General features: G+C 61.6%; 20 protein-coding genes and 1 pseudogene. 13 read left to right on the plus strand and 8 right to left on the minus strand.

The window, feature by feature from the left end; all coding sequences use genetic code 11:
- Positions 1-699 precede the first annotated feature (699 nt).
- Positions 700-1197: pseudogene (locus tag G6K99_RS23515) on the minus strand (pilus assembly protein TadG-related protein); the annotation flags it as partial.
- A 1-nt stretch (position 1198) separates the two neighbouring features.
- The gene (locus G6K99_RS11445; RefSeq protein ID WP_062456567.1) at positions 1199-1618 is read right to left on the minus strand and encodes a TadE/TadG family type IV pilus assembly protein; all 420 of its coding nucleotides are present in this window, start codon (positions 1616-1618) and stop codon (positions 1199-1201) included.
- Positions 1619-1805: 187 nt separating this feature from the next.
- Here G6K99_RS11445 and G6K99_RS11450 point away from each other — a divergent pair, with 187 nt between their 5' ends.
- Together G6K99_RS11450 and bluB are read left to right on the plus strand one after the other, a co-directional pair.
- Positions 1806-2636, plus strand: a complete 831-nt coding sequence (locus G6K99_RS11450; RefSeq protein WP_174196593.1) for a PD40 domain-containing protein — start codon at positions 1806-1808, stop codon at positions 2634-2636.
- Between the two features lie 81 nt (positions 2637-2717).
- Positions 2718-3419 carry a 5,6-dimethylbenzimidazole synthase gene (bluB, locus tag G6K99_RS11455; protein WP_174196594.1) on the plus strand — a complete coding sequence of 234 codons (702 nt, stop codon included), beginning with the start codon at positions 2718-2720 and terminating at the stop codon, positions 3417-3419.
- On the opposite strand, the gene G6K99_RS11460 is transcribed toward bluB, so the two are convergent.
- On the minus strand, positions 3420-4109 hold the full coding sequence (locus G6K99_RS11460) for a hypothetical protein (protein ID WP_092660813.1): 690 nt from the start codon (positions 4107-4109) through the stop codon (positions 3420-3422).
- An 85-nt stretch (positions 4110-4194) separates the two neighbouring features.
- Positions 4195-6513, minus strand: coding sequence for an NADP-dependent malic enzyme (locus tag G6K99_RS11465; RefSeq protein ID WP_062456577.1), 2319 nt, complete (start codon positions 6511-6513; stop codon positions 4195-4197).
- Between the two features lie 218 nt (positions 6514-6731).
- On the opposite strand from G6K99_RS11465, the gene G6K99_RS11470 reads away from it, so the two are divergent.
- The gene (locus G6K99_RS11470; RefSeq protein ID WP_062580869.1) at positions 6732-7547 is read left to right on the plus strand and encodes a UDP-2,3-diacylglucosamine diphosphatase; all 816 of its coding nucleotides are present in this window, start codon (positions 6732-6734) and stop codon (positions 7545-7547) included.
- A gap of 24 nt (positions 7548-7571) precedes the next feature.
- On the opposite strand, the gene dgcA is transcribed toward G6K99_RS11470, so the two are convergent.
- Positions 7572-8552, minus strand: a complete 981-nt coding sequence (dgcA, locus tag G6K99_RS11475; protein WP_174196595.1) for an N-acetyl-D-Glu racemase DgcA — start codon at positions 8550-8552, stop codon at positions 7572-7574.
- A 58-nt stretch (positions 8553-8610) separates the two neighbouring features.
- On the opposite strand from dgcA, the gene G6K99_RS11480 reads away from it, so the two are divergent.
- The 5 genes from G6K99_RS11480 (at position 8611) to G6K99_RS11500 (ending at position 13451) form a co-directional block, all read left to right on the plus strand.
- Complete coding sequence (locus G6K99_RS11480; RefSeq protein WP_371816186.1) at positions 8611-9816, plus strand: MlaE family lipid ABC transporter permease subunit; 1206 nt, start codon at positions 8611-8613, stop codon at positions 9814-9816.
- The gene (locus tag G6K99_RS11485) at positions 9816-10673 is read left to right on the plus strand and encodes an ABC transporter ATP-binding protein (RefSeq protein ID WP_062456591.1); all 858 of its coding nucleotides are present in this window, start codon (positions 9816-9818) and stop codon (positions 10671-10673) included. The genes G6K99_RS11480 and G6K99_RS11485 overlap by 1 nt, the downstream gene beginning before the upstream one ends.
- A gap of 8 nt (positions 10674-10681) precedes the next feature.
- Positions 10682-12052, plus strand: a complete 1371-nt coding sequence (locus tag G6K99_RS11490) for an MlaD family protein (protein ID WP_062456594.1) — start codon at positions 10682-10684, stop codon at positions 12050-12052.
- A 22-nt stretch (positions 12053-12074) separates the two neighbouring features.
- Positions 12075-12683, plus strand: coding sequence for an ABC-type transport auxiliary lipoprotein family protein (locus G6K99_RS11495; protein WP_062458021.1), 609 nt, complete (start codon positions 12075-12077; stop codon positions 12681-12683).
- Positions 12684-13049: 366 nt separating this feature from the next.
- A complete protein-coding gene (locus tag G6K99_RS11500; protein ID WP_174196596.1) occupies positions 13050-13451 on the plus strand; it encodes a hypothetical protein in 402 nt (133 codons plus the stop codon).
- A gap of 309 nt (positions 13452-13760) precedes the next feature.
- Here the strand turns inward: G6K99_RS11500 and G6K99_RS11505 are convergent, their stop codons facing one another.
- On the minus strand, positions 13761-21116 hold the full coding sequence (locus tag G6K99_RS11505; RefSeq protein ID WP_174196597.1) for a hypothetical protein: 7356 nt from the start codon (positions 21114-21116) through the stop codon (positions 13761-13763).
- A 466-nt stretch (positions 21117-21582) separates the two neighbouring features.
- Here G6K99_RS11505 and G6K99_RS11510 point away from each other — a divergent pair, with 466 nt between their 5' ends.
- Both G6K99_RS11510 and G6K99_RS11515 read left to right on the plus strand, forming a co-directional pair.
- Positions 21583-21951, plus strand: a complete 369-nt coding sequence (locus G6K99_RS11510) for an Hpt domain-containing protein (RefSeq protein ID WP_174196598.1) — start codon at positions 21583-21585, stop codon at positions 21949-21951.
- Positions 21952-22070: 119 nt separating this feature from the next.
- The gene (locus tag G6K99_RS11515) at positions 22071-22391 is read left to right on the plus strand and encodes a 2Fe-2S iron-sulfur cluster-binding protein (protein WP_062456606.1); all 321 of its coding nucleotides are present in this window, start codon (positions 22071-22073) and stop codon (positions 22389-22391) included.
- Between the two features lie 448 nt (positions 22392-22839).
- Here G6K99_RS11515 and G6K99_RS11520 read toward each other — a convergent pair whose 3' ends face one another.
- Positions 22840-23454 (minus strand): DUF922 domain-containing Zn-dependent protease, encoded by a 615-nt coding sequence (locus G6K99_RS11520; RefSeq protein WP_082471927.1) that lies wholly within the window; start codon positions 23452-23454, stop codon positions 22840-22842.
- Positions 23455-23635: 181 nt separating this feature from the next.
- Between G6K99_RS11520 and folP the strand changes: the two genes are divergently transcribed.
- The 3 genes from folP to folK are packed head-to-tail and all read left to right on the plus strand — an operon-like array spanning position 23636 to position 25303.
- Complete coding sequence (gene folP / locus G6K99_RS11525) at positions 23636-24427, plus strand: dihydropteroate synthase (RefSeq protein ID WP_174196833.1); 792 nt, start codon at positions 23636-23638, stop codon at positions 24425-24427.
- Complete coding sequence (folB, locus tag G6K99_RS11530; RefSeq protein ID WP_174196599.1) at positions 24427-24792, plus strand: dihydroneopterin aldolase; 366 nt, start codon at positions 24427-24429, stop codon at positions 24790-24792. Before folP ends, folB begins: the two co-directional genes overlap by 1 nt.
- The gene (gene folK, locus G6K99_RS11535) at positions 24761-25303 is read left to right on the plus strand and encodes a 2-amino-4-hydroxy-6-hydroxymethyldihydropteridine diphosphokinase (protein ID WP_244631431.1); all 543 of its coding nucleotides are present in this window, start codon (positions 24761-24763) and stop codon (positions 25301-25303) included. The genes folB and folK overlap by 32 nt, the downstream gene beginning before the upstream one ends.
- Here folK and G6K99_RS11540 read toward each other — a convergent pair.
- On the minus strand, positions 25293-25847 hold the full coding sequence (locus G6K99_RS11540; RefSeq protein WP_062456618.1) for a hypothetical protein: 555 nt from the start codon (positions 25845-25847) through the stop codon (positions 25293-25295). The genes folK and G6K99_RS11540 overlap by 11 nt on opposite strands.
- Between the last annotated feature and the right edge of the window lie 102 nt (positions 25848-25949).

The following is a 25949-nucleotide window of genomic DNA, read 5'->3' on the forward strand; positions in this document are numbered from 1 at the left end:
TTCCAGGTAGAGGGGGACGCGGACCTTGAGCCCGAGGATCGCCTGAAGCCCATCAACCACGACCTCGACCGCCACGCGTGTCTGAGCGGTGCGGACGATCGTGCCCGGCGCGCCGACTGCGAGGTAGGACGACCCGACGGGCGGCTCCCCGATCGCAACGGTCACCTTGGACGAGGCGACACCGGGAATGGATGTCCCAAGGTCGACAGAGAGCTGCTTGCCGCCGCTGGCAGCGGTTGCGGCCGCCGACAGCAGATCGAAGACGCTGGTGTTGACAGATAGTCCACTCGATTGGCCGATCAGCTTTTGAGATACGGGTCCCAGCTTCAGCGTATCCTCGAGCTTGACCACGACCTTCGTCTTGTTGAGCGTCTTTTCGAGATTGGAGAGGACCGTCGAGACCGAGGGGGTAAGTCCGGTCGTCTTGCCGAGGGCTCCGACAAACTTGCCATAGTTGATGTCAGTTGTGAGAACATCCGCGTAAGTCCCTGACTGGAGACCAAGATCAAGAGCAAGCTGGTCGATCGTTTTCAAGGCATTGACCTGGGCATCGGCGAGGGCCCGATAATCCATCGCCTTCAGGGAAATCGTCGTTCCGAGCATCTGGCCAAGCAGGGCATTGAGGACACCCTCGTTGACGCTTGCCAAACGACTGCCGATCGAGAAGGACGCAAGCTTATCCGTTGCTGCTGTGCCGGATGCGGCAAGCGCCGGCGGGGTGGTGAGACTTGCCCCGAACATCAGGTTGCTCTTGCTGCGGAGCGTCAAGCGGACCGCATCGGGCGGTGTTGCGCCGGCGACAAAACGGTTCGCGGCAGGCTGCGCGGGATCGGGTACATAGCGGCCCCTGGTGATCTCGGCATAGCTGCCATAGGCTTCGAGCGCCGTCTTGGGGTTGAATGGGACAACCCCCTTGGTCGTCAGCAGGCCGCCGGCGCTGACGACGCCAATGCTTTGACCGTTCATCGCGAAAAAGTCGAAAGCGGATTTTTCTGCAGTCGAAATGTTGGCCGCTGCTGCAATCGCGGCAAGGTCGGCGCTTGCCTGCAACTGCCGCTGCTGGAGCGTCAGGCTGCCATAGTCGACGCCGAGTGCCAGCGCTCCGATGGCAAGCGGCATGGCAAGTGCAGCAGTAATGGCAATGTTGCCGGCTCGGTCACCGGCGATAGTCTGACGACGCTTCAGGCGGAAAAGCATCTCAAATGCCTCCGATCCGCATGGTCGAATAGCGCCTTATGTGCTTGTCCGGCATGGCGTAGCTGTAGAGACTGAAGATCGGCAGGGTACTTGCGTCGTATTCGATCGAAACGGTGAACTGGTTGGGGTTGCTCGGGTCGCTTTGCACCTTCGTCGTGAAGTTCTTCTTGTCGAGAAGCGCATAGTCCATCGTCGACTTGGTGAGATACTCCTGCACCAGCTTCTGGCGTTCGCTGGCATCGAGGCCGGCAACAGCCGTGCGTGCCGCATCCGCGGCAATCTGCTGCACGGCGTGGGCCGCAGCGAGGTAGACGCCATAGCCGATCAGGCTGAAGAGCATCAGAAGCAGGACCGGCGCGATGATTGCGAATTCGACGGCGGAACTGCCCGAACGGCATCGCAGCAAGGATCGGATTCTCATCACCAACTCCCATTGTATGAGTATATTCGAATATAATGTTATGCGGTTATAAAGAATCCATGAATCGCGTCCGTCAGTTTTTAATGATGTGTTTTTAGAGTTCCGAAGGCTAATCTCGCGTGACTTGCCACCTTGTGTTCAGGCGTCGTAACCTCACGCTGGCAGCAAATCGCCGGGAGAGAATGCAATGCGCAGTTCGGTCGAAATTTATAATATCCGGACGCGACAGAGCCGGATTGTCTGGCAAACGAGCGCGCTTTTCGAAGCGCCGAACTGGGCGCCGGACGGACGTTTCCTCATGCTCAACAGCGACGGGCTGATCTATCGGCTGCCCGTGGCCGGCGACACGCCTCCGATGATCGTTGACACCGAGTTCGCGGTTGCCTGCAACAACGACCATGGCATCTCGCCCGACGGCACGCTGGTTGCGATTTCCGATAAGGTCGAATTCGGCAAGTCCGCGATCTATGTGCTTGCCGCGACCGGGGGCAAGCCAAGGTTGGTAACACGGAACCTTCCCTCCTACTGGCACGGCTGGTCTCCGGACGGACAGCGCTTCGCCTATTGCGGCATCCGCGACGACGTTTTCGATATCTATACGATTGCGGTCGAAGGCGGCGAGGAGATGCGGCTCACCCATGGCGAAGGCCGCAACGACGGGCCTGACTACTCCCCGGACGGGAACTGGATCTATTTCAATTCGAGCCGCACGGGCACCATGCAGATCTGGCGCGTGCCGGCTTTGGGCGGCTCGGCGGAGCGCATCACCGACAGCCCCTATGGCGACTGGTTTCCGCATCCGTCACCGAAGGGAGACAAGATCGTTTTCGTATCCTATGACGGCGACGTGTTCGATCATCCGCGCGATCTCGATGTCCGGGTTCGGCTGATGGATATGGATGGCCGCAATGTCGAAACGCTGTTCGAACTGTTCGGCGGGCAGGGCACGATGAATTCGCCAAACTGGTCACCGGACGGTGACGAATTCGCCTATGTCAGGTATTTTCCTGTTTCGTGATGGGCTTGCGATATCTGGTATGGTCGGGCATAGCCTCGGCAGTTTTGCTTCAGCCGTCGCAAGCATTGTTGGGGATAGACGATGCCGCCAATTCCAGACCCGTCCGACGATACGCAAGCGGGCCTTGCTCCGGCAGGCGCCTTTTCCGCGGCGGAGCGGGCAGCGATCTACCGGGTGATCGAAACGCGACGCGACGTTCGCGACCAGTTTCTTGGCGATCCCTTGAGCGACGAGCTTGTATCCCGTCTTCTGGCGGCCGCGCATGCCGCACCGTCAGTCGGTTTCATGCAGCCGTGGAATTTCATCCTCGTCCGTGACCAGGCGATGCGGCAGGCGGCCTGGGAGGCCTTTTCCAAGGCCAATGACGAGGCGGCGGAGATGTTTTCCGGCGGCGAGCGCGAGCTTTATCGCAGCCTCAAGCTTGAAGGCATTCGCAAGGCGCCACTGTCGATCTGCGTTACCTGTGATCCGGACAGGGCGGGACCGGTCGTACTCGGTCGCACCCACAATCCACGCATGGATGTCTACTCCACCGTCTGCGCCGTGCAGAACCTGTGGCTTGCCGCGCGCGCCGAAGGCGTCGGTGTCGGCTGGGTCAGCATTTTCCGCGATGAGGACGTGCGCAGGCTGCTGGGTATCCCAGAGCGCGTGGCGATCGTCGCTTGGCTCTGTCTCGGCCATGTGGACCAGCTCTACAGCGAGCCGGAACTGGCCGTGCGCGGCTGGCGCCAGCGCCTTGCACTGGAAGACCTGGTGTTTTCCGAGCGCTGGCAGGGTGACTGACTACTGCTGTTGCTGCGGACCATTTTCGCGGGGGTGGCGCAGATCAATACTGGCTTCAGGGAGAAAAATCGGACCCACCGTGCGGACCTTTGCGGAGGTTTCGTAATTCCGCTCCGGTACCGGCGGCGTGGGATCGATCGCAACCTTCTGGACGGTGGCAGGCTTGCGGGTCCGCAGGTCGGTGATGCTGCCGGAATAGGCCTCCTCATCCTTCGGTAGCGCGATCCCCTTTACCCGGATCCGTTCCTTTTCCTCCTCCTTCGCGACATCCTGGAAATCGGACGGAATGCAGGCATTCTGACGGATGGCAACGATGGTTGCGCCGCGCTCTTCCCCGGTGACGGACAGGTTGCGGGCTTTGTTGCGCTCGTCAACAAGCACTTCGCGGTTTTCCTCCAGGGCTTGCAACTGCTCGAGAAGGGGTTCGCACTGGTCGGCCTTGGCCGCGCCAAAGGAAACAATGCTGCCGCCACCGCATCCGGCGCGGCGCATGTCGACGCGAAGTTTGCGGATGTCGGAGTTTGCCTGGCTGAGGTCCTGCGCATATCGGCGCATCTCAGCGGTATTGCCGATCACAACGGGTGTGCTGTGAAGCTTGCGGTACAGATCTGCGCAAAGCTGCGCATCCCGCGCCAGGACGGAGGCGGGGACGAAGACGAGCGGAATGAAGATCAGGCCGCGAAATCGCATCGCTTTTCCGGCAATTCGTTGAAACCCATCAAACATAGGCCGGGGCGGATGAAGATATCCTAAACCGCCCCGGGTTCTGTGAGACCTAGCCGAACAGCGACTCTGGCTGCGAGGCTTCGACGACGGCCAGAGCCGCCATATTGACGACGCCGCGGGATGTGACGGACTGGCCGAGAACATGGGCGGGTTTTGCCGTGCCAAGCAGGATCGGGCCGACATGCAGCGCGTCCATCATGGTGCGCACCAGGCCAAGCGAGATGCTGGCCGCATCGAGGTTCGGGAAGACCAGCAGATTGGCTTCACCGGACAATGTGGTGCTCGGCATGGCGCGCTTGCGCAGTTCCTCGGAAAGCGCCGAGCCACCCTGCATTTCACCGTCGACTTCCAGATCCGGCGCCCGTTCGCGAATGATGGCGAGTGCGTCGCGCATCTTCGCGGCACTTTCGGAATTGCGCGAGCCGAAGTTGGAGTGGCAGATGAGGGCTGCCTTCGGTTTGATGCCGAAGCGGCGCACTTCCTGGGCCGAGAGAATGGTGATCTCGGCAATCTCTTCGGCGGTCGGATTGTAGTTGACGAACGTGTCTGTGAAGAAGATCGCACCGCGCTGCGAAATCAGCAGGCTGAGGCCGGCGAGCGTCTTCGTGCCTTCGCGTTTGCCGATGATCTGGTTGACGTCGCGCAGATGCCGGTCGTAGCGGCCTTCGATGCCACAGATCAGTGCATCGGCCTCGCCGCGCTGGACCGATAGCGCGCCGATGACCGTGTTGCTGGTGCGCACGATGGTTCGCGCTGCTTCCGGATTGACGCCCTGGCGGCCGACAAGCGCAAAATAGTCGTCGACATAGCCGCGGTAACGCGGATCGTCTTCCGGGTTGACGACGGCGAAATCGACATTCGGGCGGATGCGGATGCCGAAACGCTGAAGACGGGCTTCGATGACCGAGGGACGGCCGATCAGGATGGGCCTTGCGATCTGCTCTTCGAGCAAGATCTGTGCGGCCCTCAGAACGCGTTCGTCCTCGCCTTCGGCGAAGATGACACGGTTTCTTTCGGCAGTCTTGGCCGCCGTGAAGATTGGCTTCATCACGAAGCCGGAGCGCCAGACGAATCGGCTAAGCTGGTCGAGATAGGCCTCGAAATCCTGGATCGGACGAGCGGCGACGCCGCTTTCGGCCGCGGCCCTTGCGACGGCCGGCGCGATGCGCAGGATCAGCCGCGGATCAAATGGCGACGGGATCAGGTAGTCGGGGCCGAAGATCGGCGTTTCGCCGGAATAGGCTTTCGCGGCGACGTCAGAGACTTCCTCGCGGGCAAGTGCTGCGATCGCCTTGACCGCCGCCATCTTCATTTCTTCGTTGATCGTGCGGGCGCCGCAATCGAGTGCACCACGGAAGATGTAGGGGAAGCAGAGGACGTTGTTGACCTGGTTGGCGAAGTCCGAGCGGCCGGTGCAGATCATCGCGTCGGGACGCTCGGCGCGGGCGAGTTCCGGCATGATTTCCGGCGTCGGGTTGGCGAGCGCCATGATCAGCGGCTTTTCGGCCATCTGCACCAGAAGTTCGGGCTTCAACACGCCTGCGGCCGACAGGCCGAGGAAGACGTCTGCGCCGGCGATATTGTCGGCCAGAACGCGGTTGTCGCTCTTCTGGGCATAGATCGCCTTCCACTCGTCCATCAGCTCGACGCGGCCCTCATAGACCAGTCCTTCGATATCGTGGACCCAGATGTTTTCCTTCTTCGCGCCAAGCGACACGAGAAGATGCAGGCAGGCAAGCGCCGCTGCACCGGCGCCCGACGTGACGATCTTGACGTTATCGATCGTCTTGCCGGCAAGCTCCAGGCCGTTGAGGATCGCGGCGGCGACAATGATCGCCGTTCCGTGCTGATCGTCATGGAAGACCGGGATGTTCATCTTTTCGCGAAGACGACGCTCGACTTCGAAACATTCCGGAGACTTGATGTCTTCGAGGTTGATGCCGCCGAAGGTCGGCTCCAGTGCCGAGATCGTCGAGACCATGGCTTCGATGCCCGGCGCGTCGATTTCGATATCGAACACGTCGATGCCGGCGAATTTCTTGAAGAGGACGGCCTTGCCTTCCATCACCGGCTTGGAAGCGAGCGGGCCGATATTGCCGAGGCCGAGCACGGCAGTGCCATTGGAGACCACGGCGACCAGATTGGCACGCGCGGTGAATTCCGCGGCCATTTCCGGATTGTCGCGGATCGCAAGGCAAGGGGCGGCCACACCCGGGGAATAGGCAAGCGCCAGATCGCGCTGGTTGCCGAGCGGCTTGGTGGCCTGGATTTCCAGTTTGCCGGGGCGGGGATAGCGGTGGAAGAAGAGAGCCTGTTCGTCGAGATCTCCGGTTACCGGCGATGGTTTCGGATTGTCGTGCCCATCCATGCTCTTATGGCTCCTCGTATCGATTTCCGTCCTGACATGCGAGTCCCCTCCTTACATCAATCGATCCATCGAGAAACTACAATATTTGCGATGCTGTCGGATTTTGCCGCCGGTTTCGGGTGGTCGCCGACTGCGGCGATCGCGCCCCTGTCATCATCCTGAAACACGAGTCTGATTTTCGAAGGGTAGGACAAGGTAGGTAACGAAGGGACGTTTCCGTGGCCGATGCAATCGAGACAAGGCATTTCAGAACCCTGTTCATTTCGGACGTGCATCTCGGCTCCAAAGCCGCCCGCACGGACTTTCTCCTCGATTTCCTGCGCTACCACGAGGCGGAAACGATCGTGCTGGTCGGCGATATCGTCGACGGCTGGCGGTTGAAGCGCAGCTGGAACTGGCCGCAGGGCTGTAACGACGTGGTTCAGAAGCTTTTGCGCAAGGCGCGCAAGGGCACGCGGATCGTCTACATTCCGGGAAACCACGACGAATTCCTGCGCGATTTTCCCGGCATGCATTTTGGCGGTATCGAGGTCGCAGACCGGATGATCTACGAGATGGCAGACGGGCGGAAATACCTGGTGCTGCACGGTGACGAGTTCGACGTCGTGGTGCGCAATGCACGGCTGCTCGCCTATCTCGGGGACTGGGCCTACGACGCAGCGATCGCCATCAATGTCGGTCTTGCCGCCGTGCGCCGCCGCATCGGCCTGCCATACTGGTCATTCTCGGCCTGGGCCAAGCTGCAGGTGAAGCACGCGGTGAACTTCATCGGCGAGTTCCAGAAGGTTGTCGTCGACGAGGCTCGTCGCAACAATGTCGACGGGATCATCTGCGGCCATATCCATCATGCTGTGATGGAAGACATCGACGGGATCCACTACGTCAACACGGGCGACTGGGTCGAAAGCTGCACGGCGATTGCCGAGCATCGCGACGGGACGCTGGAGCTGATCTCCTGGCAGAAGATCGCGAAGACAGCGGAAATCACGACGCTGCCGGCACCGGAGACGATCAGGGGCATGCAGGCCGCGTAACGGCCTGACGATGCAAGGGACTCATTATCCCCAGAGGTTCGTCCGGGGCGGATAGACCAGCGATCCGTCGTATCGCAGCCCGTCCGGGCGGTCTTGCGCCAAGAGTAGCGGACCGTCGAGATCGGCGTAGTCGGCATCCTGCGCCAGAAGAACTGCGGGGGCCATGGCGAGCGACGTTCCGACCATGCAGCCGATCATGACGGCAAAGCCCAGTCGCTGCGCCTCCTCCTTCATGATCAGCGCCTCCGTCAGCCCGCCGGTCTTGTCGAGCTTGATGTTGACGGCGTCGTAGCGGTTTCTCAAACTTGCAAGATCGCCGGTCGCGTGCACGCTTTCGTCAGCGCAGATCATCACCTTGCGGCGGATGGTGGCAAGGATTGCATCCTTGCCGGCTGGCAGCGGTTGCTCGATCAACGAGATACCGAGGGCGTCGGCCACATCCAGATGTCGGGCCAGATTGTCCTCTGTCCAACCCTCGTTGGCATCGACGATCAGACGCGAATCGGGCGCTGCTTGCCTCACCGCCCGCATTCGGCTTTCGTCATCGTCTGTGCCGAGCTTGACTTTGAGGAGAGGGCGGTCCGCATTCCTGCGCGCATCCGCGGCCATTGCCTCCGGCTCGCCAAGCGACAGCGTGAAGGCGGTAATGAGCGGCTTTTCGGCAGCTTCAATCATCGATGCGACCGATCGGCCAAGGCTTTTGGCTTCCAGATCCCACAAGGCGCAGTCCACCGCGTTGCGGGCGGCTCCCGGTCGCAGGCGCGTCTGCAGTGTGTGTCGATCCATGCCATCGTGCATCATCGAAGCGAGGGAGTTGATCTCGTCGAGGACGCCTTCGGTTGTTTCACCGTAGCGTTTGTAGGGAACGCATTCGCCCCGGCCGGTCAGGCCGTCGCGGGTGATCGCACAGGTCACCACCTCGGCTTCTGTCTTGGAACCGCGGGAAATCGTAAACACCCCCGCGATCGGGAATTTCTCGATTGTTGCTTCGAAGTGACGCGTCATGGTTTTCCACCTGGGCGTTGTGGCAAATCCGTTCAGGGTCGCTATATTGCCGCTCTCAGTGCTGCGATCAACAGCAGATCGCAGCCGCGTGCTGCTTAACCTAAGCCGAAAGAAACCTGTGCCGTCACAACCTGCCGAAATCAAAGCCGAAGACCTGCCCGGCGGCGATGGCGAGCGCTACATTCTGGCCGGAGAATGGCGCAATCATTCGATTTCGCCGGTCCTCAAGGCGTTTGGCGATCTTGAAAAGAGCAGCGGGTCTGGATCCCTCGAGATCGACGTCTCGGGGATCGACGGAATCGATACATCCGGCGCCTGGCTGATTCGCCGTCTTCTGTCGGCAAAAGCCGAGCAGGGTCGCGACGCGAAGTTGGTCGGGGCGGAAGGGACGATCGAGGAACTGGTTGGCGCCCTGCCGGAAAAGACCCCGGCACCGCCGCCCAACGATCAGGACAAGCGGTCGCTGTTTGATCGCGTGTTCAGCCCGGTCGGCAAGACGATGACGGAATTTGCCGGTGACTTCGTCGCCGCCATGCACATTCTCGGCTCGGCGGTCCGTGGCGCACAGCTGAAATTCGGCCGCGGATCCGGCGTTTCTCCGGCATCCGTGGTGACGCATATCGACCGGATGGGCGTGCGTGCGGTTCCGATCATCCTGCTGATGTCGTTTCTGATCGGCGCGATCATTGCCCAGCAGGGCGCTTTCCAGCTCCGGTATTTCGGGGCAGAAATCTTCGTCGTCGACTTGGTCGGCATTCTGCAGCTTCGCGAAATCGGCGTTCTGATCACGGCGATCATGATCGCCGGCCGTTCGGGAAGCGCGATCACCGCCGAAATCGGCTCCATGAAGATGCGCGAAGAAATCGACGCGCTGACCGTCATCGGCCTCAATCCCGTCGGTGTGCTCGTGTTCCCGCGTCTCGTGGCGCTGACGATCGCGCTGCCGCTTCTGACAATCGTCGCAAACCTGTCGGCCCTCTACGGCGCCGCGGTGATCACGCTGGTCTACTCCGGCATTACTTTTGATACGTTCCTGTCGCGCCTCAAGGAGGCGGTCGACTTCTCGTCGGTGGCATCAGGCATGATCAAGGCGCCGTTCATGGCGCTGGCAATCGGCATCGTGGCGGCTGTCGAGGGAATGAAAGTTGGCGGCAGCGCAGAATCGCTCGGCCAACACGTCACCTCGTCGGTGGTGAAATCGATCTTCGCGGTGATCCTGATCGACGCGATGTTTGCGATTTTCTATTCCGCGATCGATTTTTGATGGGGACCGGCGTGGAAGACGTTCAAACCTTTGACAATACCAAACCCGCGGAGACGAAGAGCGACGAGCGCAAGGTCGTGCTGTCGGTCAAGGATCTGACGGTCGGCTTCGGCTCGAAGCTCGTGCTGGACAATCTGAACCTCGATATCTACCGGGGCGAGATCCTCGGCTTCGTCGGAGCGTCGGGCACCGGTAAGTCGGTGCTGATGCGCACGGTTCTCAGATTGCTGCCGCAGCGCTCAGGTACGATCGAGATCCTCGGAGTTGATTATGCCACGGCCGACGAACAGCAGCGCGTGGCGCTCGATACGCGGCTCGGCGTGCTGTTCCAGCACGGTGCGCTGTTTTCGGCGCTGACGGTGAAAGAAAACATCCAGCTGCCGATGCGCGAGTATCTCGATCTGCCGCAGTCGCTGATGGACGAACTCGCCTATGTGAAGCTCGAGATGGTGGGCCTGCCGCCCGATGCGGCTGACAAATATCCGTCCGAACTATCCGGCGGCATGATCAAGCGTGCAGCCCTTGCGCGCGCTCTTGCGCTCGACCCCGATCTGGTTTTCCTCGACGAGCCGACATCCGGCCTCGATCCCATCGGCGCTGCCGATTTCGATGCCTTGATTGCAAGGCTGCGCGATACGCTTGGCCTCACCGTCTACATGGTGACCCATGACCTCGACAGCCTGTTTTCCGTTTGTGATCGCATTGCCGTGCTTGGGCAGAAACGGGTCTTGGTGGAAGGCACGCTTGAGGATATGTTCGCCTTCGACGATCCGTGGGTTCAGTCCTATTTCAAGGGCAAGCGCGCGCGTTCCGTCGTGACCGATGAGACCAGGCCCGACGGCGAATCTGAGAAGTGATGTAACCTATGGAAACTAAAGCAAATTACGCCCTCGTCGGCTTTTTTACCTTGCTGGTAATGGCTGCCGCTTTCGGGTTCGTCTACTGGATGGCTTCGTCCGGCCGGGGAGGCCCCACGGCTGAGCTGGCGATTCGCATTCCGGGCTCCGCAAACGGTCTTTCCGTTGGTTCGGCGGTGCGCTTCAACGGCATCCCGGTCGGCTCCGTGCGCAGCCTCAGCATCGACCCGGATGATCCGCGCTACTCGATCGCGTTCACCGAAGTGCGCGCTGACGCACCTGTCTACCAGTCGACCAAGGCCGTTCTGGAAGTTCAGGGCCTGACGGGCGCTGCCTATGTGGAAATGTCGGGTGGTGCCAAGGGTGAAGAAAACATCCTGCAGAAGGCGATCGAGAGTGGCCGTCCAGCGGTGCTGATCGCCGACCAGTCGAGCGTAACCAACCTTCTTGCGACCGCCGACAAGATCCTCGACCGGGCCGACCAGGCGATCGGCGACATCCAGGGATTTGTCGGAGACGCACGTGGTCCGCTGACGCAGACCATTCGCAACGTCGAGACGTTTACGGCTGCGCTCAGCAACAATTCGGACAGCATCGACAAATTCCTGAACAGCCTCTCGACGCTGTCGGCGACGGTCGATCGCGTCTCCGGCACGTTGAACTCGACGCTCGAAGCAGCTGACCAGCTGGTACGGGCGATCGATGCCGAACGGGTCAACCAGGTTGTCACGAACGCCGAACGGGTGACTCGCAACATTGCCAATGCCTCGGACAACTTCGGCCCTCTGGTGCAGAACGTGACCCAGGCGGCTGCGAGCTTCCAGCAGGCAGGCGTCGATGCGCAGAGCGCCCTGAAACGCGCCGATACGCTGATGGCGGCTGTCGACGTCAATCAGGTCGGCGCTACGATCCGCAACATCTCGTCGGCATCCGAAGACGCACGCCAGACGCTCAGCTCGGCGCGCGACGTGATCGACGACGTGTCGCGCCGCCGCGACGACATCAACGGTGCGATCTCCAACTTCACGGACATGTCGACCAAGCTCAACAACGCTTCGAACCGCGTCGACGGAATTCTGGCGAAGGTGGACGGGCTGGTCTCCAGCGACGACTCGCAGGGTCTGTTTGCCGAGGCGCGCAAGACGCTCGAATCCTTCCGCACCGTCGCCGACAATATCAATTCGCGCGTTGGACCGATTGCCGACAACCTGTCGCGCTTTTCGTCCGGTGGCTTGAGAGACATCCAAACGCTGATCAACGACACGCGCGGAACCGTGCAGTCGCTCAATCAGGCAATCAGCAATTTTGACCAGAACCCCCAGCGCCTGATCTTCGGCGGCGAAACGGTGAAAGAGTACGATGGCAGGACACGGCGCTAACATGCGGGGAGTTCAGGGTTTCATGCAAGGATCTGCGATGCTTCGCGTCATGCGCCATCCGATCATCATCGCAGCCCCTTTGATGGCAGCACTTCTGGCCGGTTGTGGCAGCAAGGCGAACAACGACACGTTCGACCTGTCGATCACGCCGATGGCAAGTGGAGCAACCGCGAAGAGCCGGCAGATCCTGGTGCCTGAACCGACTGCGGTCAAGATGCTCAACAGCGACCAGGTCGTTGTGCGTATTTCGCCCTCAGAGGTTCAGTATCTGGCCAATTCCCGCTGGGGCGACAGGCTTCCGGCACTGGTCCAGTCGAAGCTGGTCGAAGCGTTCGAAAACTCAGGACGGGTTGGCGGCGTCGGCAAGCCGGGGCAGGGTCTGGCGATCGACTATCAGGTCGTAACCGATATCCGCAGCTTCGAGGTGGTGACTGAGGGCAACAGGCTTGCCACGGTGGAGATCTCGGCAAAGCTCTTGAACGACCGCAACGGCAGCGTTCGTGCACAGACCGTCTTCAAGGCAACGGTGCCGGTCGCCGGAACCGAGAACCGCCGCTTCATCGAAGCGCTGGACAAGGCATTTGCACAGGTCGGCGCGAATATTGTCGACTGGGCGCTGAAGGCCATGTGATCCCTTTCGTGCGGGGACGACCCGCGCGATATCGGCCTGGGGGAGACTTCTCTGGTGAACAATTCGCAGCAGAGAAGCACTCTCCTGCAGTACGTAATCTTACCCGAGCGAACGCTACCCAAGGGCGCTGGCGGTGAAGCTTGGCGATGGTCCCAAGCATCGCGTTAGGATGCCCACCCGGCTCCCGGACCCGCTCTGCCAGCTGAGCGATACGATACTGGTTCCAGCACTGCGATCCTCACGAGATCTGACATGCGTCTGTGACAGCTGGCTTTGCAATCCGAACTAATAGCCTGGCCGTTATGGAGTTGACCTGCGCTATAAACAGCGCTCCGATCTCGGTTGCCTCTCATGAGAGCCAAGCGAATGGCCGAACTTCCAATTCCCGTCTATCTTTTCACGCAGTCCGGTTTTGCTCCCTCCGGTGACACCGTGGTCAGCGTTGCACCGTTGGAAAGTGTCGTGGCGGTTTATGGCGCAGGCGGCGTGGTGGGCGAAGGCGGCCTGGCTTCTGCCTTTGGCGGCGCCGTGGTGTTTCGCAACGATGTCTCCGGCGCGTGCTATATCGGCGTCTGGGGCGCCCGGAACGCGTCACGCTTTCGCAGCGACCTTCGTGCACGGATGGAGATCATTCTCCTCAGGCACGCGCCCGATGCGCGGCTCAGTTTCTGGGGCGCGGCAAAAGAGCGGCCGTTGAGGAACTGCGTAGAAAGAGGGCCAGACTCAGGTTCGCTCCGATGTAGTGCAGCCCATCGAAAGCCGGCTTGATGGGCGACTGAGCGTTCTGTGAAGTACTGGCGAAAAACTCCGCAGGTCGCTTTGGAAACTGAGCCTGTAACATACTCCCTCATCCTCGCCCTTGTGTCGGGGATCCAGTCCGCTCGTGTCCTTGAGGTGAAGGAGTCTGTGACCCGGCAGACCTCGTGCCGCTGGGATTTCGGCACAAGGGCTGGGAGGGATGAGGGAGGTCGGGGTACCCCTCTCGCCAACAGCTTTTTCAGGGTTTATCCGCCAACGAAAAAGCCGCCCCGAAAGGCGGCTTTTCTTGTTTTTGGCACTCCCTGCGGAATGGATCGATCAGCTGAAACGTCCGGCCGCGTGGGCGAGCATGGTGTAGACCTTGCCCGTATCCGAGGTCAGGTAGCTCTGGGTGACCGTCTTGTCGCGATCTGTGCGGGCGACATCGGCGAGCAGCTTTTCGAAATCGGCGATGTAGCGATCGACTGCGGTGCGGAATTCCGGCTCGCGTTCGTATTTCCGCTTGATGTCGTCGAATGTCTGCTGACCCTTCAGCGTGTAGAGGCGGCGTGTGAACACGTCGCGCTCGCCGCGCTGGTAACGGCGCCAGAGGTCGACCGAGGCGTCGTGATCGATCGCGCGGGCGATGTCGACCGACAGAGAGTTGAGCGATTCCACCATGTGACGCGGGTTGCGGTTGTCGCCGTTGGTGCGAACAGGCTGGGCCGGTTCGGCTGCTGCCGGGCGTGCAGGCTGCTGCGGCTGGCGAGCAACTGTGCCTGATGTATCGTCACGCGATGCACCGCGAAGGAGATCGCTGATCCAGCCGCCTTCACCTGGACGCTGCGTTGCGTCAGGCGCGCGGGAGACCGGGGCCTGAGGCTGTGCGAGAACCTGCGTTACCGGTGGCGTCTGTGAAGGCGCCTGGGCAACCGGCTTGCTGACGCCCTGTGCGATGCTCGGCGTCGGACGATCGAGTGGCAGACTGTCACGAAGGACAGACGAGCCAAACGGTGCGCTCGTCGCCGCGGCTGGTGCCGTCGGGGCTGCAGGGCGCGGGGCCGCCGGCTGCGGAGCCGGCTGGGCGACCGGAGCAGGGCGCGACACTGCAACCGGCTCGGACACGTCGAGGCTCTGGGCGGACCGGCCGACTAGCTGCGAGATGTCCTGCAGGGCCTTGATCTGTTCAGCCACGGCACGGCGCATGGCGGCTGCGCTTTCCTTGGCTTCTTCGGGCAGATCGAACGCGCCGCGCTTCAGTTCGGTGCGAGTCGCATCGAGTTCCTGGCGAATGTCCTGGGCCGAGCGGCGGATCTCGTCGGTTGCGCCGGTAAAGCGGCCGATCGCCTCTTCAACGGAAACCCGCAGCGTATCGCGCAACTGCTGGGCTGCGCCATCGGTGCGGTTTGCGGCGTCGGCCAGCAGGCGCTCGATGTCGCCCATCGAACCGGTGATGCTGCCGCGCAGGCGCTCGGATAGATCGCGGGCGCGTGTCTCGGCATCCGACAGTGTCGTCTCGATGGCGCGGCTTGCCTCGTTGCCAGCCTCGCTCAGCGTCTCGCGCATAGCCTGGGCCGTGAGGTTGGCACGCTGCTGGGTTTCGCCCAGGCCGCGACCGATATCTGCGAAGGAAGCGTGCAGGCTTTCGCGCAGCGATGCGCCGATCTGCGAGGTGCGATCTTCGGCGCGGGTAAAGGCGCCATCGACGAGCGAGGTCAGACCATTGAGCGTGCCTTCGATTTCCTCCGAACGCTTGACGAGACCGGCAGAGAGGGTGCGGAGCGCCGTCTGGCGTTCGTCGAGCGTGCTGGCAAGGTTCGACTGGGCAGCGCCGAGCAGCTCGGATGCCTGAGCGAGAACCTTGGAGTGATCGTCGAAGCGACCGACAATGCCGCCGACCTGGCTGAGCGTCTGGCCGGAAATGCTGACCAGGCGATCGATGTTGTTTTCGAGCAGGCGGCTCGAACCGTGCACGAGGTCGGCCGCGCTGTTGGCCGACTCGGCAAAGCGGTTGGCGGTCGCATCGAGCTTCTGATCGGCGTCGGACAACTGTTCGCTGACACGGTCCGCTGCCTGGCCGAGATTGCGGGCGGCCTGTTCGACCAGCGATGCGATGCCCGAATTGCTTTCGGCAAGGCGCTCGATCAGGCTGTTGACGTTTGCCGACAGGCTCTGCTCGACGGCGCGCATGGCACCGGTGGCATTCTCTGTCCGCTGGCTGATGGCAGCGAGCGTCTCGTTGGTGCGGGCGGAAATCGCCTCCACCAGTGCGTCGTTCTCGTTGCGGATGCGGTCGGTCGTATCGCGGGCGGCCGTGGAAAGGCGCTCGGCGCTTTCCTGTGCGGCCTGGCTGATGCGCTCGGCGGCGGACCGGCCGGTCTCGGCATATTCCTCGACGAGAGGGCGTGCCTTTTCGTCGATCAGCTTGGAGAGTTCGGCCGAACGGCTTGAGAGCATCGAGTTCAGGTCGCGGGTGCGGCTGTCGAGCGACGAGCGGATCGATTCGCCACGGGCAGCGAGCGCCTTGTCGACGGCCGAAAGAGCGCTGTCGAGTTCGCCTGCGGTTTCGGCAAGCGTGTCGCGCAGAGACGTGCCGCGAGCATCAAGCGCCTTTTCGGCATCGCCGAGGGCTTCCGAAATCGCGTTGACCTGCTTCTTCACCAGGCTGTCTGCTTCGGCGACCTTGTGGACGATCGCGTTGCCGGCTTCCGAGAAGGCCTGCGCCACGGTTGCCGCCTGACCGGCAAGCCGGTTCTGGGTTTCCGAAATGCGGTCGACGATATCGTTGGAGCGCTGTTCGATCGAGCGGGCAAACTCATCGTTGCGGGTGCTGAGTTCTTCCGTGAAGTCTGCGCCGGCGCGGGCAAGAAGCTCTGCCGAACGGCTGGCTTCGCTATCCATGCCCTGCGCTGCGGCGCTGACGGCGTCGCGCAGGCTGGAGGCGAGGCCGACAGCCTTGCCTTCGATGGTGCGCGACACGGCGTCTAGGCCGACGGTGAGCGCCCGGTCCATGGTGCCGAGGCGTTCCTCGATGCGGGCGGTGCGTGTATCCAGCGTTTCGGCGATCCGATCCGAGGTTTCGGATCCGATGCGCTCAAATTCCTGCGTGCGGGATGCGAGCGCCTGATTGATGCGGTCCGCAGTTTCTCCCGACAAGCGCTCCAGTTCGGCCGTGCGATCACTCATCACCGTGGAAACGCGATCGGTCGCAAGGCTGGTAACGCGCTCCAGTTCCGCGGTGCGGGCGCCGAGTGCATCGGCGATACTGTTGCCGGCCGTGTCGACCAGGCTGGTCGCATTGCCCAGTTCCGAGCGGATGCGTTCTTCCAGACCACCGAAAGTCGTCTCGATCCGGGTGCCGGCGCCATCGAGGGCGGTAGAAACGCCGCCGACAGTTTCTTCGACGCGGCTCGAGAATCCCTCTGCGGAGGCTGTGATTTCGCGGGCGGCTTCGTTGAGCTGGCCTGCAATCGCGCCGACGTTTTCGCGCAGACGCGTTTCCAGGTTTTCACCGGCGCCGTCGATCGTGGCGCGCAGCGATTCCTGCTGGGCTTCGAGGGACATTTCCAGCATGCCGGCGCTGGTTGCGATGGTGGCGCCGATCGATGTTGCCTGATCCAGCATCAAGTCGGCCAGATGGTTTTGCGCATTGGTGAGCGTGCTGGCAATCAGGCCGCCGCGATCGTCGAGTGTCGAGCGAATGCGATCGTAGCCGCCATCGAGTGTAGACGAGAGCTGGCGGTTTGCCGTGTCGAGCGTCTCGGCCATCTGACCGTGTGCCGTCGTGACCTTTTCGGATATGTCGCGGCTTGCGGTATCGACGACGCCGGAGATCTGTACGGCAGCGGTGCCGACCGTGTCGCTGATGGTGCGGGTTGCTCCATCCAAGGTCGAAGCGATGTTGCGCGTTGCGTCGCCGACGGACTGAGAGATGTTCTGGGCGCCCGAACCGACCGTCGAGGAAATCTCGTAGTTGGCGGCGCCGAGCGTCTGCGCGATGTCCTGTCCGGCTGTGGCAAGCGTATCGGCGAGCTGCTGGTGACCGAGGCCGATCGTTGCAGCAATCCGCTGCTGGGTGGCGTCGAACATTTCGTCCATCCGCTGCAGGCCATCGGCCATGCCGGTTTCGAAGCGGCTGGTGCCATCGGTGAGGGCGGATTCAATACGTGTGGCTGCGCCACCGACCGAGTTTTCGAGACGAGCGCTGCCACCGTCGAGGATGCGGGACAGTTCCGCAGCCTGGGTTTCGAGCGTGATGTCGAGGCCGAGCTGGCCGTCCTGGTAGGCACTGCGGATTGCATCCGTGCGATCTGCAAAGGCGCTTTCGATGCGTTCCGCTGCACCGCCGACGGATGTCTCAAGCTGCGCGCTGCCGGACTGGATGATGCGCGACAGTTCCGAGGCGTGGGTCTCGAGCGCGATGTCGAGGCCGAGCTGGCCTTCCTGATAGGCGCTGCGGATGGCATCGGTACGATCGGCAAAGGCGCTTTCGATGCGCTGGGCTGCACCGCCGACGGACGTCTCAAGCTTCTCGCTACCGCCCTGGATGATGCGGGTGAGTTCCGAAGCGTGCGTTTCGAGTGTGATGTCGAGGCCGAGCTGACCTTCCTGATAGGCGGTGCGGATCGCATCGGTGCGATCGGCAAAGGCGCTTTCGATCCGCTGGGCTGCGCCGCCGACGGATGTCTCAAGCTTCTCGCTGCCGCCTTCGATGATGCGGGTAAGTTCCGAAGCGTGCGTTTCGAGTGTGATGTCGAGGCCGAGCTGACCTTCCTGATAGGCAGTGCGGATTGCGTCGGTACGATCTGCGAACGCCGTTTCGATACGCTGGGCTGCGCCGCCGACGGATGTCTCAAGCTTCTCGCTGCCGCCTTCGATGATGCGGGTGAGTTCCGAGGCGTGGGTTTCGAGCGAGATGTCGAGACCGAGCTGACCTTCCTGATAGGCGTTGCGGATCGCTTCGGTACGATCGGCGAAGGCGCTCTCGATGCGCTGGGCTGCGCCGCCGACGGATGTCTCAAGCTTCTCGCTGCCGCCTTCGATGATGCGGGTGAGTTCCGAGGCATGCGTTTCGAGCGTAATGTCGAGACCGAGCTGACCTTCCTGATAGGCGTTGCGGATCGCGTCGGTGCGATCGGCAAAGGCAGCTTCAATGCGGCCAGCAACCCCTTCTACGGAATTCTCGAGGCGTTCGCTGCCGCCGTCGAGAATGCGCGCCAGTTCCGAGGTCTGGGTCGCAAGCGTGATGTCGAGACCGATCTGGCCGTCCTGATAGACGCTGCGGATCGCTTCGGTGCGTTCGGCCAACGTGGCTTCGATCCGTTCGGCTGCACCGCCGACAGACTTATCGAGCCGTTCGCTGCCGCTGTCGATGATGCGGGAAAGCTCGGAGACGTGGCTTTCGAGCGAGAGATCGAGACCGAGCTGGCCGTCCGTATAGGCCGTGCGAATTGCCTCGGCGCGAGCGGCGAACGTGTGTTCGATACGGCTGTCTGCATCCGATACGGCGCCGATCAGAGCTGCCGTCTTTTCTTCGAGTGCGCCTGTGAGGCGATCTTCGTGCAGGGCAAGCGAAGTCGCGATGTCCATCGACCGGTCATCGAAGATCTCAGCGAGGCGGTCGCGGTTGGCGGCGAGCGTCGTGTCGAGGCTCGTCACCTTGCGCTCCAGTTCGCTGCCGAGCCGGATCTCGCTGTCGGACAGTGCCTTCGACAGGACTTCAGTCTTGTCGTCGAACATCGAGGACAGGCGCTCGGGTGTTCCCGACATCAGCTCGCTGATTGCCGAGGTGCGGCTGTCGAGGACTTCTGCAAGACGATCGTGGCTGCCGGTGACCGCATCGATGATGGCATCCGCACGCGAACCGACGGCGTCCTCGAAACGGGCCTGGCTATCGGAGAGTGCGGCGGCAAGTGCCGTGCCGCGTTCAGCCATGACGGCATCGACCTTGTTGTGGGCGTCGCCGAAGCTGTGGCTGATTTCGTTGCTGCGGGCAGCAAGCGCATCGGAAAATTCGCGGGCGCGGTTTTCGAGCATGGAGTCCAGCACTTCCTGGCCGGTTCCAAGCGTCGTTGCGAGCGCCAGCGACTGGTCGGTTAGTGCATTGCCGATCCGGTCGATGCTGGACGACAGGATGCCTTCTATCGCATCCGAACCGCCTGCGACGGTTTCGTTGATGCGGGCGAGGCTGTCCATCAGCTTGCTGTCGAGCGTGCCGGCGCGCTGGTCGAATGCCGTGGTAAAATGCGACAGGCCGTCGTCGAAGGTTGCCGAAAGCTGGCCAACGGTTGCCTGGAGACGGTCTTCGAACAGGCCGGAGCGGAGGTCGAGATCCATGATCGCATCGTCGGAAGCAGTCTGCAGGCTTTGACGGAAGGTGGCGCTCTTCTGGTCGAGCGAGCGGTTGAGCGCGGCGATTGCCGTGTCCAGCGTGCCGCCGAGCGTCTTCTCGCTGTCGTTCAGGCCCTCGGTGATTTCGCGGGTGCGGGCAAGCAGCGTTTCGTTGAGCTGACGGGTGCGGTCGGCGAGGGCGGCGTTGAGCTTTTCGGTGTTGGCATCGATGGTCGACGCACGGGTTTCGAACTGGCCGAGCAATTCCTGACCGCGTTCGGACATGGTCGATGTGAGCGTGTCGAGGCGGATATCGAACTCGGTGGCCAGAGCGATACCGGACGATGCCAGGCTCGAGACGAGGTTTTCGGCACGGGCCGCCATCAGGGAGCTGAGCGCTTCACCGGCAGCGTCGGATTTTGCGATGAGAGACGCGGCGCGGGTGTCGATCATCGAGGCAAAGGCCTCGCCTGACGTGGCAAGGCGAACGGAGATCTCCTCTGTCGACAGCGACAGGTCTTCCTTCAGCTGCTCGTGCACGCCGACGATCGACGAGCGGATACGTTCTGCGTGGTTGACGATCGCGTCGCGCTCGGCGCCGAGTTCGTGAACCAGGCCGCGGACGCGCAGCTCGTTGTCTGTATAGCTGCGTTCCAGCGCGTTGACTTCGGAATGAACCAGCGTTTCCAGCTCGGAGGCACGCGCAATGGTGCGCTCGATGCCTTCGTTCATCGCAGACACTTCGCGGCGGACAGCCTGGCCGACCGACATGATGCGCTCGGAGGCAATGGTTTCCGGTTCGGAGAGACGCAGGGCCACTTCCGCCATCGAGCGGGCCGCATTGCGCAGATCAGCAGCTCTCGCCATCATGATCGCGAAGGCGAAGAACAGCATGATCGGCAGCAGGATGCCGACGACGAGGGCGACGATTCCCGGTGCAGCGAGGACGCCGGCGACCGAGGTGAATTCCCACAGCTGGCTGCCGTAGATCAGCTGGCCGAGACCGATACCCGCAACAACCCAGAAGAACGAGATAATGGCGGCGTTGCGGACGGCGCTCTTGATCGAGCCGCCTTCGAGCGAGCGAAGAATCGCATTCGGGGTGCGGCGACCGGCATCATTGGCCGGCTCGAAAGCGGGCTGTCGGGCTGTCGTTTCGGGACCGGCCTGACGAGGCGGAGCGGATTGCGGATTTTGTGAGGACGATGGGGAGCGCTGCCTTGGCGTATCCGACACTCTGGTCTCCGAAGCGGTCTGAGTTGGTCGGGCGCGAGGCTGCTCGCCGTTGAAGTCGATCTTCAGCGCTTCTTCCAGTGCCTGGAAAGCCGTCTCATCGACCGACTCGCTGCTCGTTTTCTTCGCCATGCGGTTACGCCTCGTTACACTCACCCGGCGCTTTCGTTCCAGCTCTGCCGCCTGCAGGCTGGAAGTCGGGTCGCCGACCGGAACCCGGCCCGTGCGTCATGCTGGCCGCAATTCCACTTTACTCACAATTCGAACGGCCGTTGTTGCAAACGGATGATAATGAAAGCTTACCACCGTTCCGCCGTCAGACGCAGGATGGTTTACACACCCATCTCAACCGTCCTGTAGTGACACATTCGTGTCTTTCACACAATTGCTCGGCCGGGATCGGCCCGGAAAGCAGATTTGTTGTTAACAGAATTTAAACCACGAAAAATGTCGAAACCCCTGACATTCCGTGAGGTTGATGGAAATTAACCATGTCCCGAAATTTGCGCCGTGATTGTGCCGGAATTTAACGGGATAGGCAGCCGCTGTCCCGCATCACTGGGACGCATGATTGAGCCCCAAAGAGGAACAGAGTTTCATGTCAGCGGCGAATACTGCTTTTTCAACGCCCACTAGCCCGCGCGGGGCATGTCCTTCGCAGTCGCGCCCGATCGATCTCGTGCATCTTGCCCGCCAGACGATGGGCGACAAGACACTGGAAAACGAAGTGCTGATGATGTTTGCCCGCAACGCCCGCCGGGCGCTGCAGGACATGACGGGCGCAGACGCTGCCGGGGTTGCGATGACGGCGCATCGCCTGAGGGGGGCTGCATCTGCGGTCGGCGCGTTCGGCGTTTCCAAAGCTGCAGAAAAACTCGAAGCAGACGGTGCCGACGCCGCGCATTTGGCCGCGCTTGCCGCGTGTGTCGAGGAAGCGGAGAACTTCATCCTGAAACTCTGCCGCTGATCCGTGACAGTTGGAGGGCGCCGCAAGACAACGGCGCGTCGTCCGTTCGTGTTGACTGGACCGGTGATTTATCGGAAGACAACCGGCCAAGACTGCCACTCAATGCGGATTTCCTGATTATGACGAAACTGACCCTCGTTGCCTTCGACGGTACGCGCTTCGATATCGAAGCTGACAACGGCTCCACAGTAATGGAGAACGCCGTGCGCAATTCCGTGCCAGGCATAGAGGCCGAATGCGGCGGCGCCTGTGCCTGTGCCACCTGTCATGTCTATGTCGACGATGGCTGGACCGAAAAGGTCGGTCCTCCGGCAGCGATGGAAGAAGACATGCTCGACTTCGCCTTTGAGGTGAAGCCGACCTCGCGGCTGTCCTGTCAGATCAAGATCAAGGCCGATCTCGACGGTCTGATCGTGCACGTTCCAGAACGTCAGGCCTGAACCAAACCAGACGACCCTCTTCCAAAAAAATGCCTCGCTGCGCAGTTAGCGCAAGCGAGGCGAGGCAGGCGCATAGCCGCAAGGCGAGGGAGGAAAACGCCTGCGGCCGCAATTGCGCCGGGGAGACCTGTGAAGCTTGTACAAGGCAACAACGCGGGACCTCTCTCGGTCCAAGTGCCTGATCGCGGCCGCGAACATCTGCGGCGCCTGAACTGGTGGATCCGGGCACCGTGGCCGGGATCACGGGCGGCTGGATGACCCTTGATATGGGTCGTTGGCAGCGCCGTTCTGTTGCTACGGTTTTAGCCCAGACACACACATTAGTATATTGTTATAAGTCACCGATGAATGACAGGGTGGTGCGAAAGCTCCGCGCAAGTCTCGGGAAAGGTCGGGCTACGGGTCGGTGGATTGGCTGTGCCGATCAATGTCGTCTTTCGCTGCCCGATCAGTCGCGCTTCATCCGGTATTTCAGAAGACGGGTCATCCGCTCGTCGAAGTTCTTCGACTCGACCTGGTCGAACCGCATCTGTTCCCGGTCGTGTGCTTCCAGAAGATCGCGAGTCGCATCGGCCACCTTCTTTTCGAGACTATCGCAACTGCTGGGCGTCGATAGGTCCAGAAGCTGTCTCTCGAGAATGCGGGCGTGGGTGCGGGCAATCTCGGCATGGCGTTCTTCGTGGCGCTTGATGTCTGCCGAAAGCGTGTCCCATATCATGCCAAGATCCGCGTCTGCACGACGTCGATTGATCCAGCGTGGCAGAACGATATGGGTACGCAGTGTGACCCTTGCGGCGCCGACCGTGCAGCGATTGGCGCGCTCGACATAGGTCACTTCCCCGCCGAATTTGATTTCGGTTGCACCGGGATGACGGTGGCCGGTCGTGCGGGTCAGCGGACCGCGTTTTTCCAGCTCCTTGTCGAGGTCTTCGGCAGTTTTGCCGCCGATCTGAAAATACGAGTAAGTCTTGGTGATGATCGGTGCGGCCGATGCGGGAGAGGCGAAGACGCCTGCAAGAAGTACGGTACCGATGAGACGGCGAACCGCGCGCATTGAAAACATTCTGTGGCCTGCAACGTTGAACTTTAAAAGAGCTTGGGGCATAGCGAGACCAAGCGCAACACGAGGTCCCTGAATTTTGCGTCAACTCTCCGAAGATGATTGGCCGGTGATATCGCGGCGCAACACGCACTGGCAATTGGCGCGCGGACGCGTGCTGGAACTCGGCGCGCAAGGCCATATCATGGCGATCGTCAACGTGACCCCAGACTCGTTTTCCGACGGCGGTCGGCATGCGCAAACGGATGGCGCCGTGCGGCATGGGATGAGCTGCGTCGCCGAAGGTGCTGCCATCCTCGATATCGGTGGCGAATCGACACGGCCCGGCGCGGCGGCGGTGACGCCTGCCGAAGAACAGGATCGCATCCTGCCGGTGATCGAGAAGCTTGTCGGCGAAACCGACGCTATCATCTCGGTCGATACCTATCGTGCGGTAACGGCGCGGCTGGCGATGGCTGCCGGCGCCCACGTCATCAATGACGTACATGGACTTCAGCGCGAACCCGACATGGCTGATGTCGCGGCCGAGACAGGTGCTGGTATCTGCATCATGCATACGGGACGCGACCGGACGGATCGACGTGCGGACATGATCGAAGACCAGCAGTATTTCCTCACGCGGTCTCTCAAGATCGCGCATGCTGCCGGGATCAAGGATGCGGCGATCGTGCTCGATCCCGGGTTCGGATTTGCCAAGAACCGGGACGACGACATGGAACTTATCGCCCGATTCGGCGAGTTGCATACGTTCGGATTTCCGTTGCTCGCGGGGACGTCGCGAAAGCGGTTTATCGGTGCGGTCACGATGCGGGATCCGGCCGATCAGCGGGATATCGGCACAGCGGCAACGACAGCGATTCTCAGGCTTGCCGGGGCTGCGATCTTCCGGGTCCATAACGTGGCGGCCAACCGCGATGCACTGCTGATGGCAGATGCGGTTCTGGCATCCCATGCAGCACGAGGTAAGGACATCTGATGGGGACCTACAGCATCGCCCTCAAGAACTGCGCGTTCTTCGCTCGTCATGGAGCCTTTGCGGAAGAAGAGAGGCTCGGTCAGCGATTCTATGTCGATCTCGTCATGCATGTGGATGCCGAAGAAGCGCTGGAGGACGACAACGTCGAGAGCACCGTGCACTATGGCGAAGCCTATGAAATCGTCGAGAGGATCGTGACCGGCACGCGCCGCAACCTGATCGAGACGCTGGCCAAGGACATCGCTAAGGCGCTTTGCGCCTGGTCGTCGCAGATCCGAAGGGTCGAGGTGACGGTGCGCAAGCCGAGCGTGCCGATCCCGGGAATTCTTGATCATGCCGAAGTCAGGATCGAGCATGTCGCGTGACGGCTCGATGGAATTGGTAGCCCTTGGGCTCGGCGGTAACGTCGGTGATCCGCGGGCCGCGATGGCGGATGCGTTGAGGGAACTTGATGCCCGATCGGACTGTCGGGTGCTCGCCGTATCCCGGCTTTATGCCACGCCGCCATGGGGGAAGACGGATCAGGCCGAGTTCCTGAACTGCTGCGCCCTGATCGAGACGTTGCTTCATCCCGAGCCGCTTCTCGATGTCTGTCTTGATATGGAAAGGCGGCGCAAGCGCCAGCGCGTCGAGCGCTGGGGCCCGCGAACGATCGACATCGATATCCTGACCTACGGCGACAGCGCGTATCACTCCGAGACGCTGGAGCTTCCGCATCCGCGCATGACGGCGAGGGGCTTTGTGATGATGCCGCTTGCCGATGTCGCGCCGGAAATGGTCCTCGGACAGAAAAATGTCCGCGACTGGCTGACAGAGGCGGACATCGAAGGCATCAGGATCGCTGACGCAGACAGGGACTGGTGGATTAGGGCTTGATCGAACCGACGGCGATCGAATCGAGATCGCGATCCAGCGACAGGCCGATTACGGGCACCATCTGGTCTTCGACCTTCACCGAAATGGTGATGTTCATCTTGTTTTCGCCGCGCAGGCTGGCGACCATTGCGCCGTTCAGCTGTGCACGGTTGATGCCCATCACGACCTTGTCGCCATTGACGGAGCCGGAGACGATGTCGAGGCCCTTGCCCTGGGCGCCGTCCAGGAACTTGCCGGAATAACCGGTGCTGCTCTGGCTGATGACCGCGGACATCGGCTGCTGGAAGACGCCGACGCGGCAGGTGCCGTCGAGCTTGATGCCGACAGTGCCATCCGGCTGGGCAGCGCCAATCAGGTTGCAGCTGAACTTCGTACCCTTGTACTTGCCCGCGACGATTTCGCCCGGACCCTTCCAGACACCACCGACCTGCTGGAAAAAGGATTTGTCACGCGAAGCCGCGGAGGCCTCCGGTGCCAGGGCGGGAGCAGTTGCGATGGTCAGTGCAACGATGCCACCGAAAAGCGAAAAGAAGCGCGAATACATGTGCTTTCCCTTGGAAACCAGAAACTTCAAGTGCCTCGCAAATTAGCTTGGAATGGTTAATGACTGGTATCTTTTCGGGTCATTAGGGGTCACAGAGGCGCG

It is taken from the genome of Neorhizobium sp. AL 9.2.2 (assembly GCF_013317225.1).
Classification (GTDB): Bacteria; Pseudomonadota; Alphaproteobacteria; order Rhizobiales; family Rhizobiaceae; genus Neorhizobium; species Neorhizobium soli.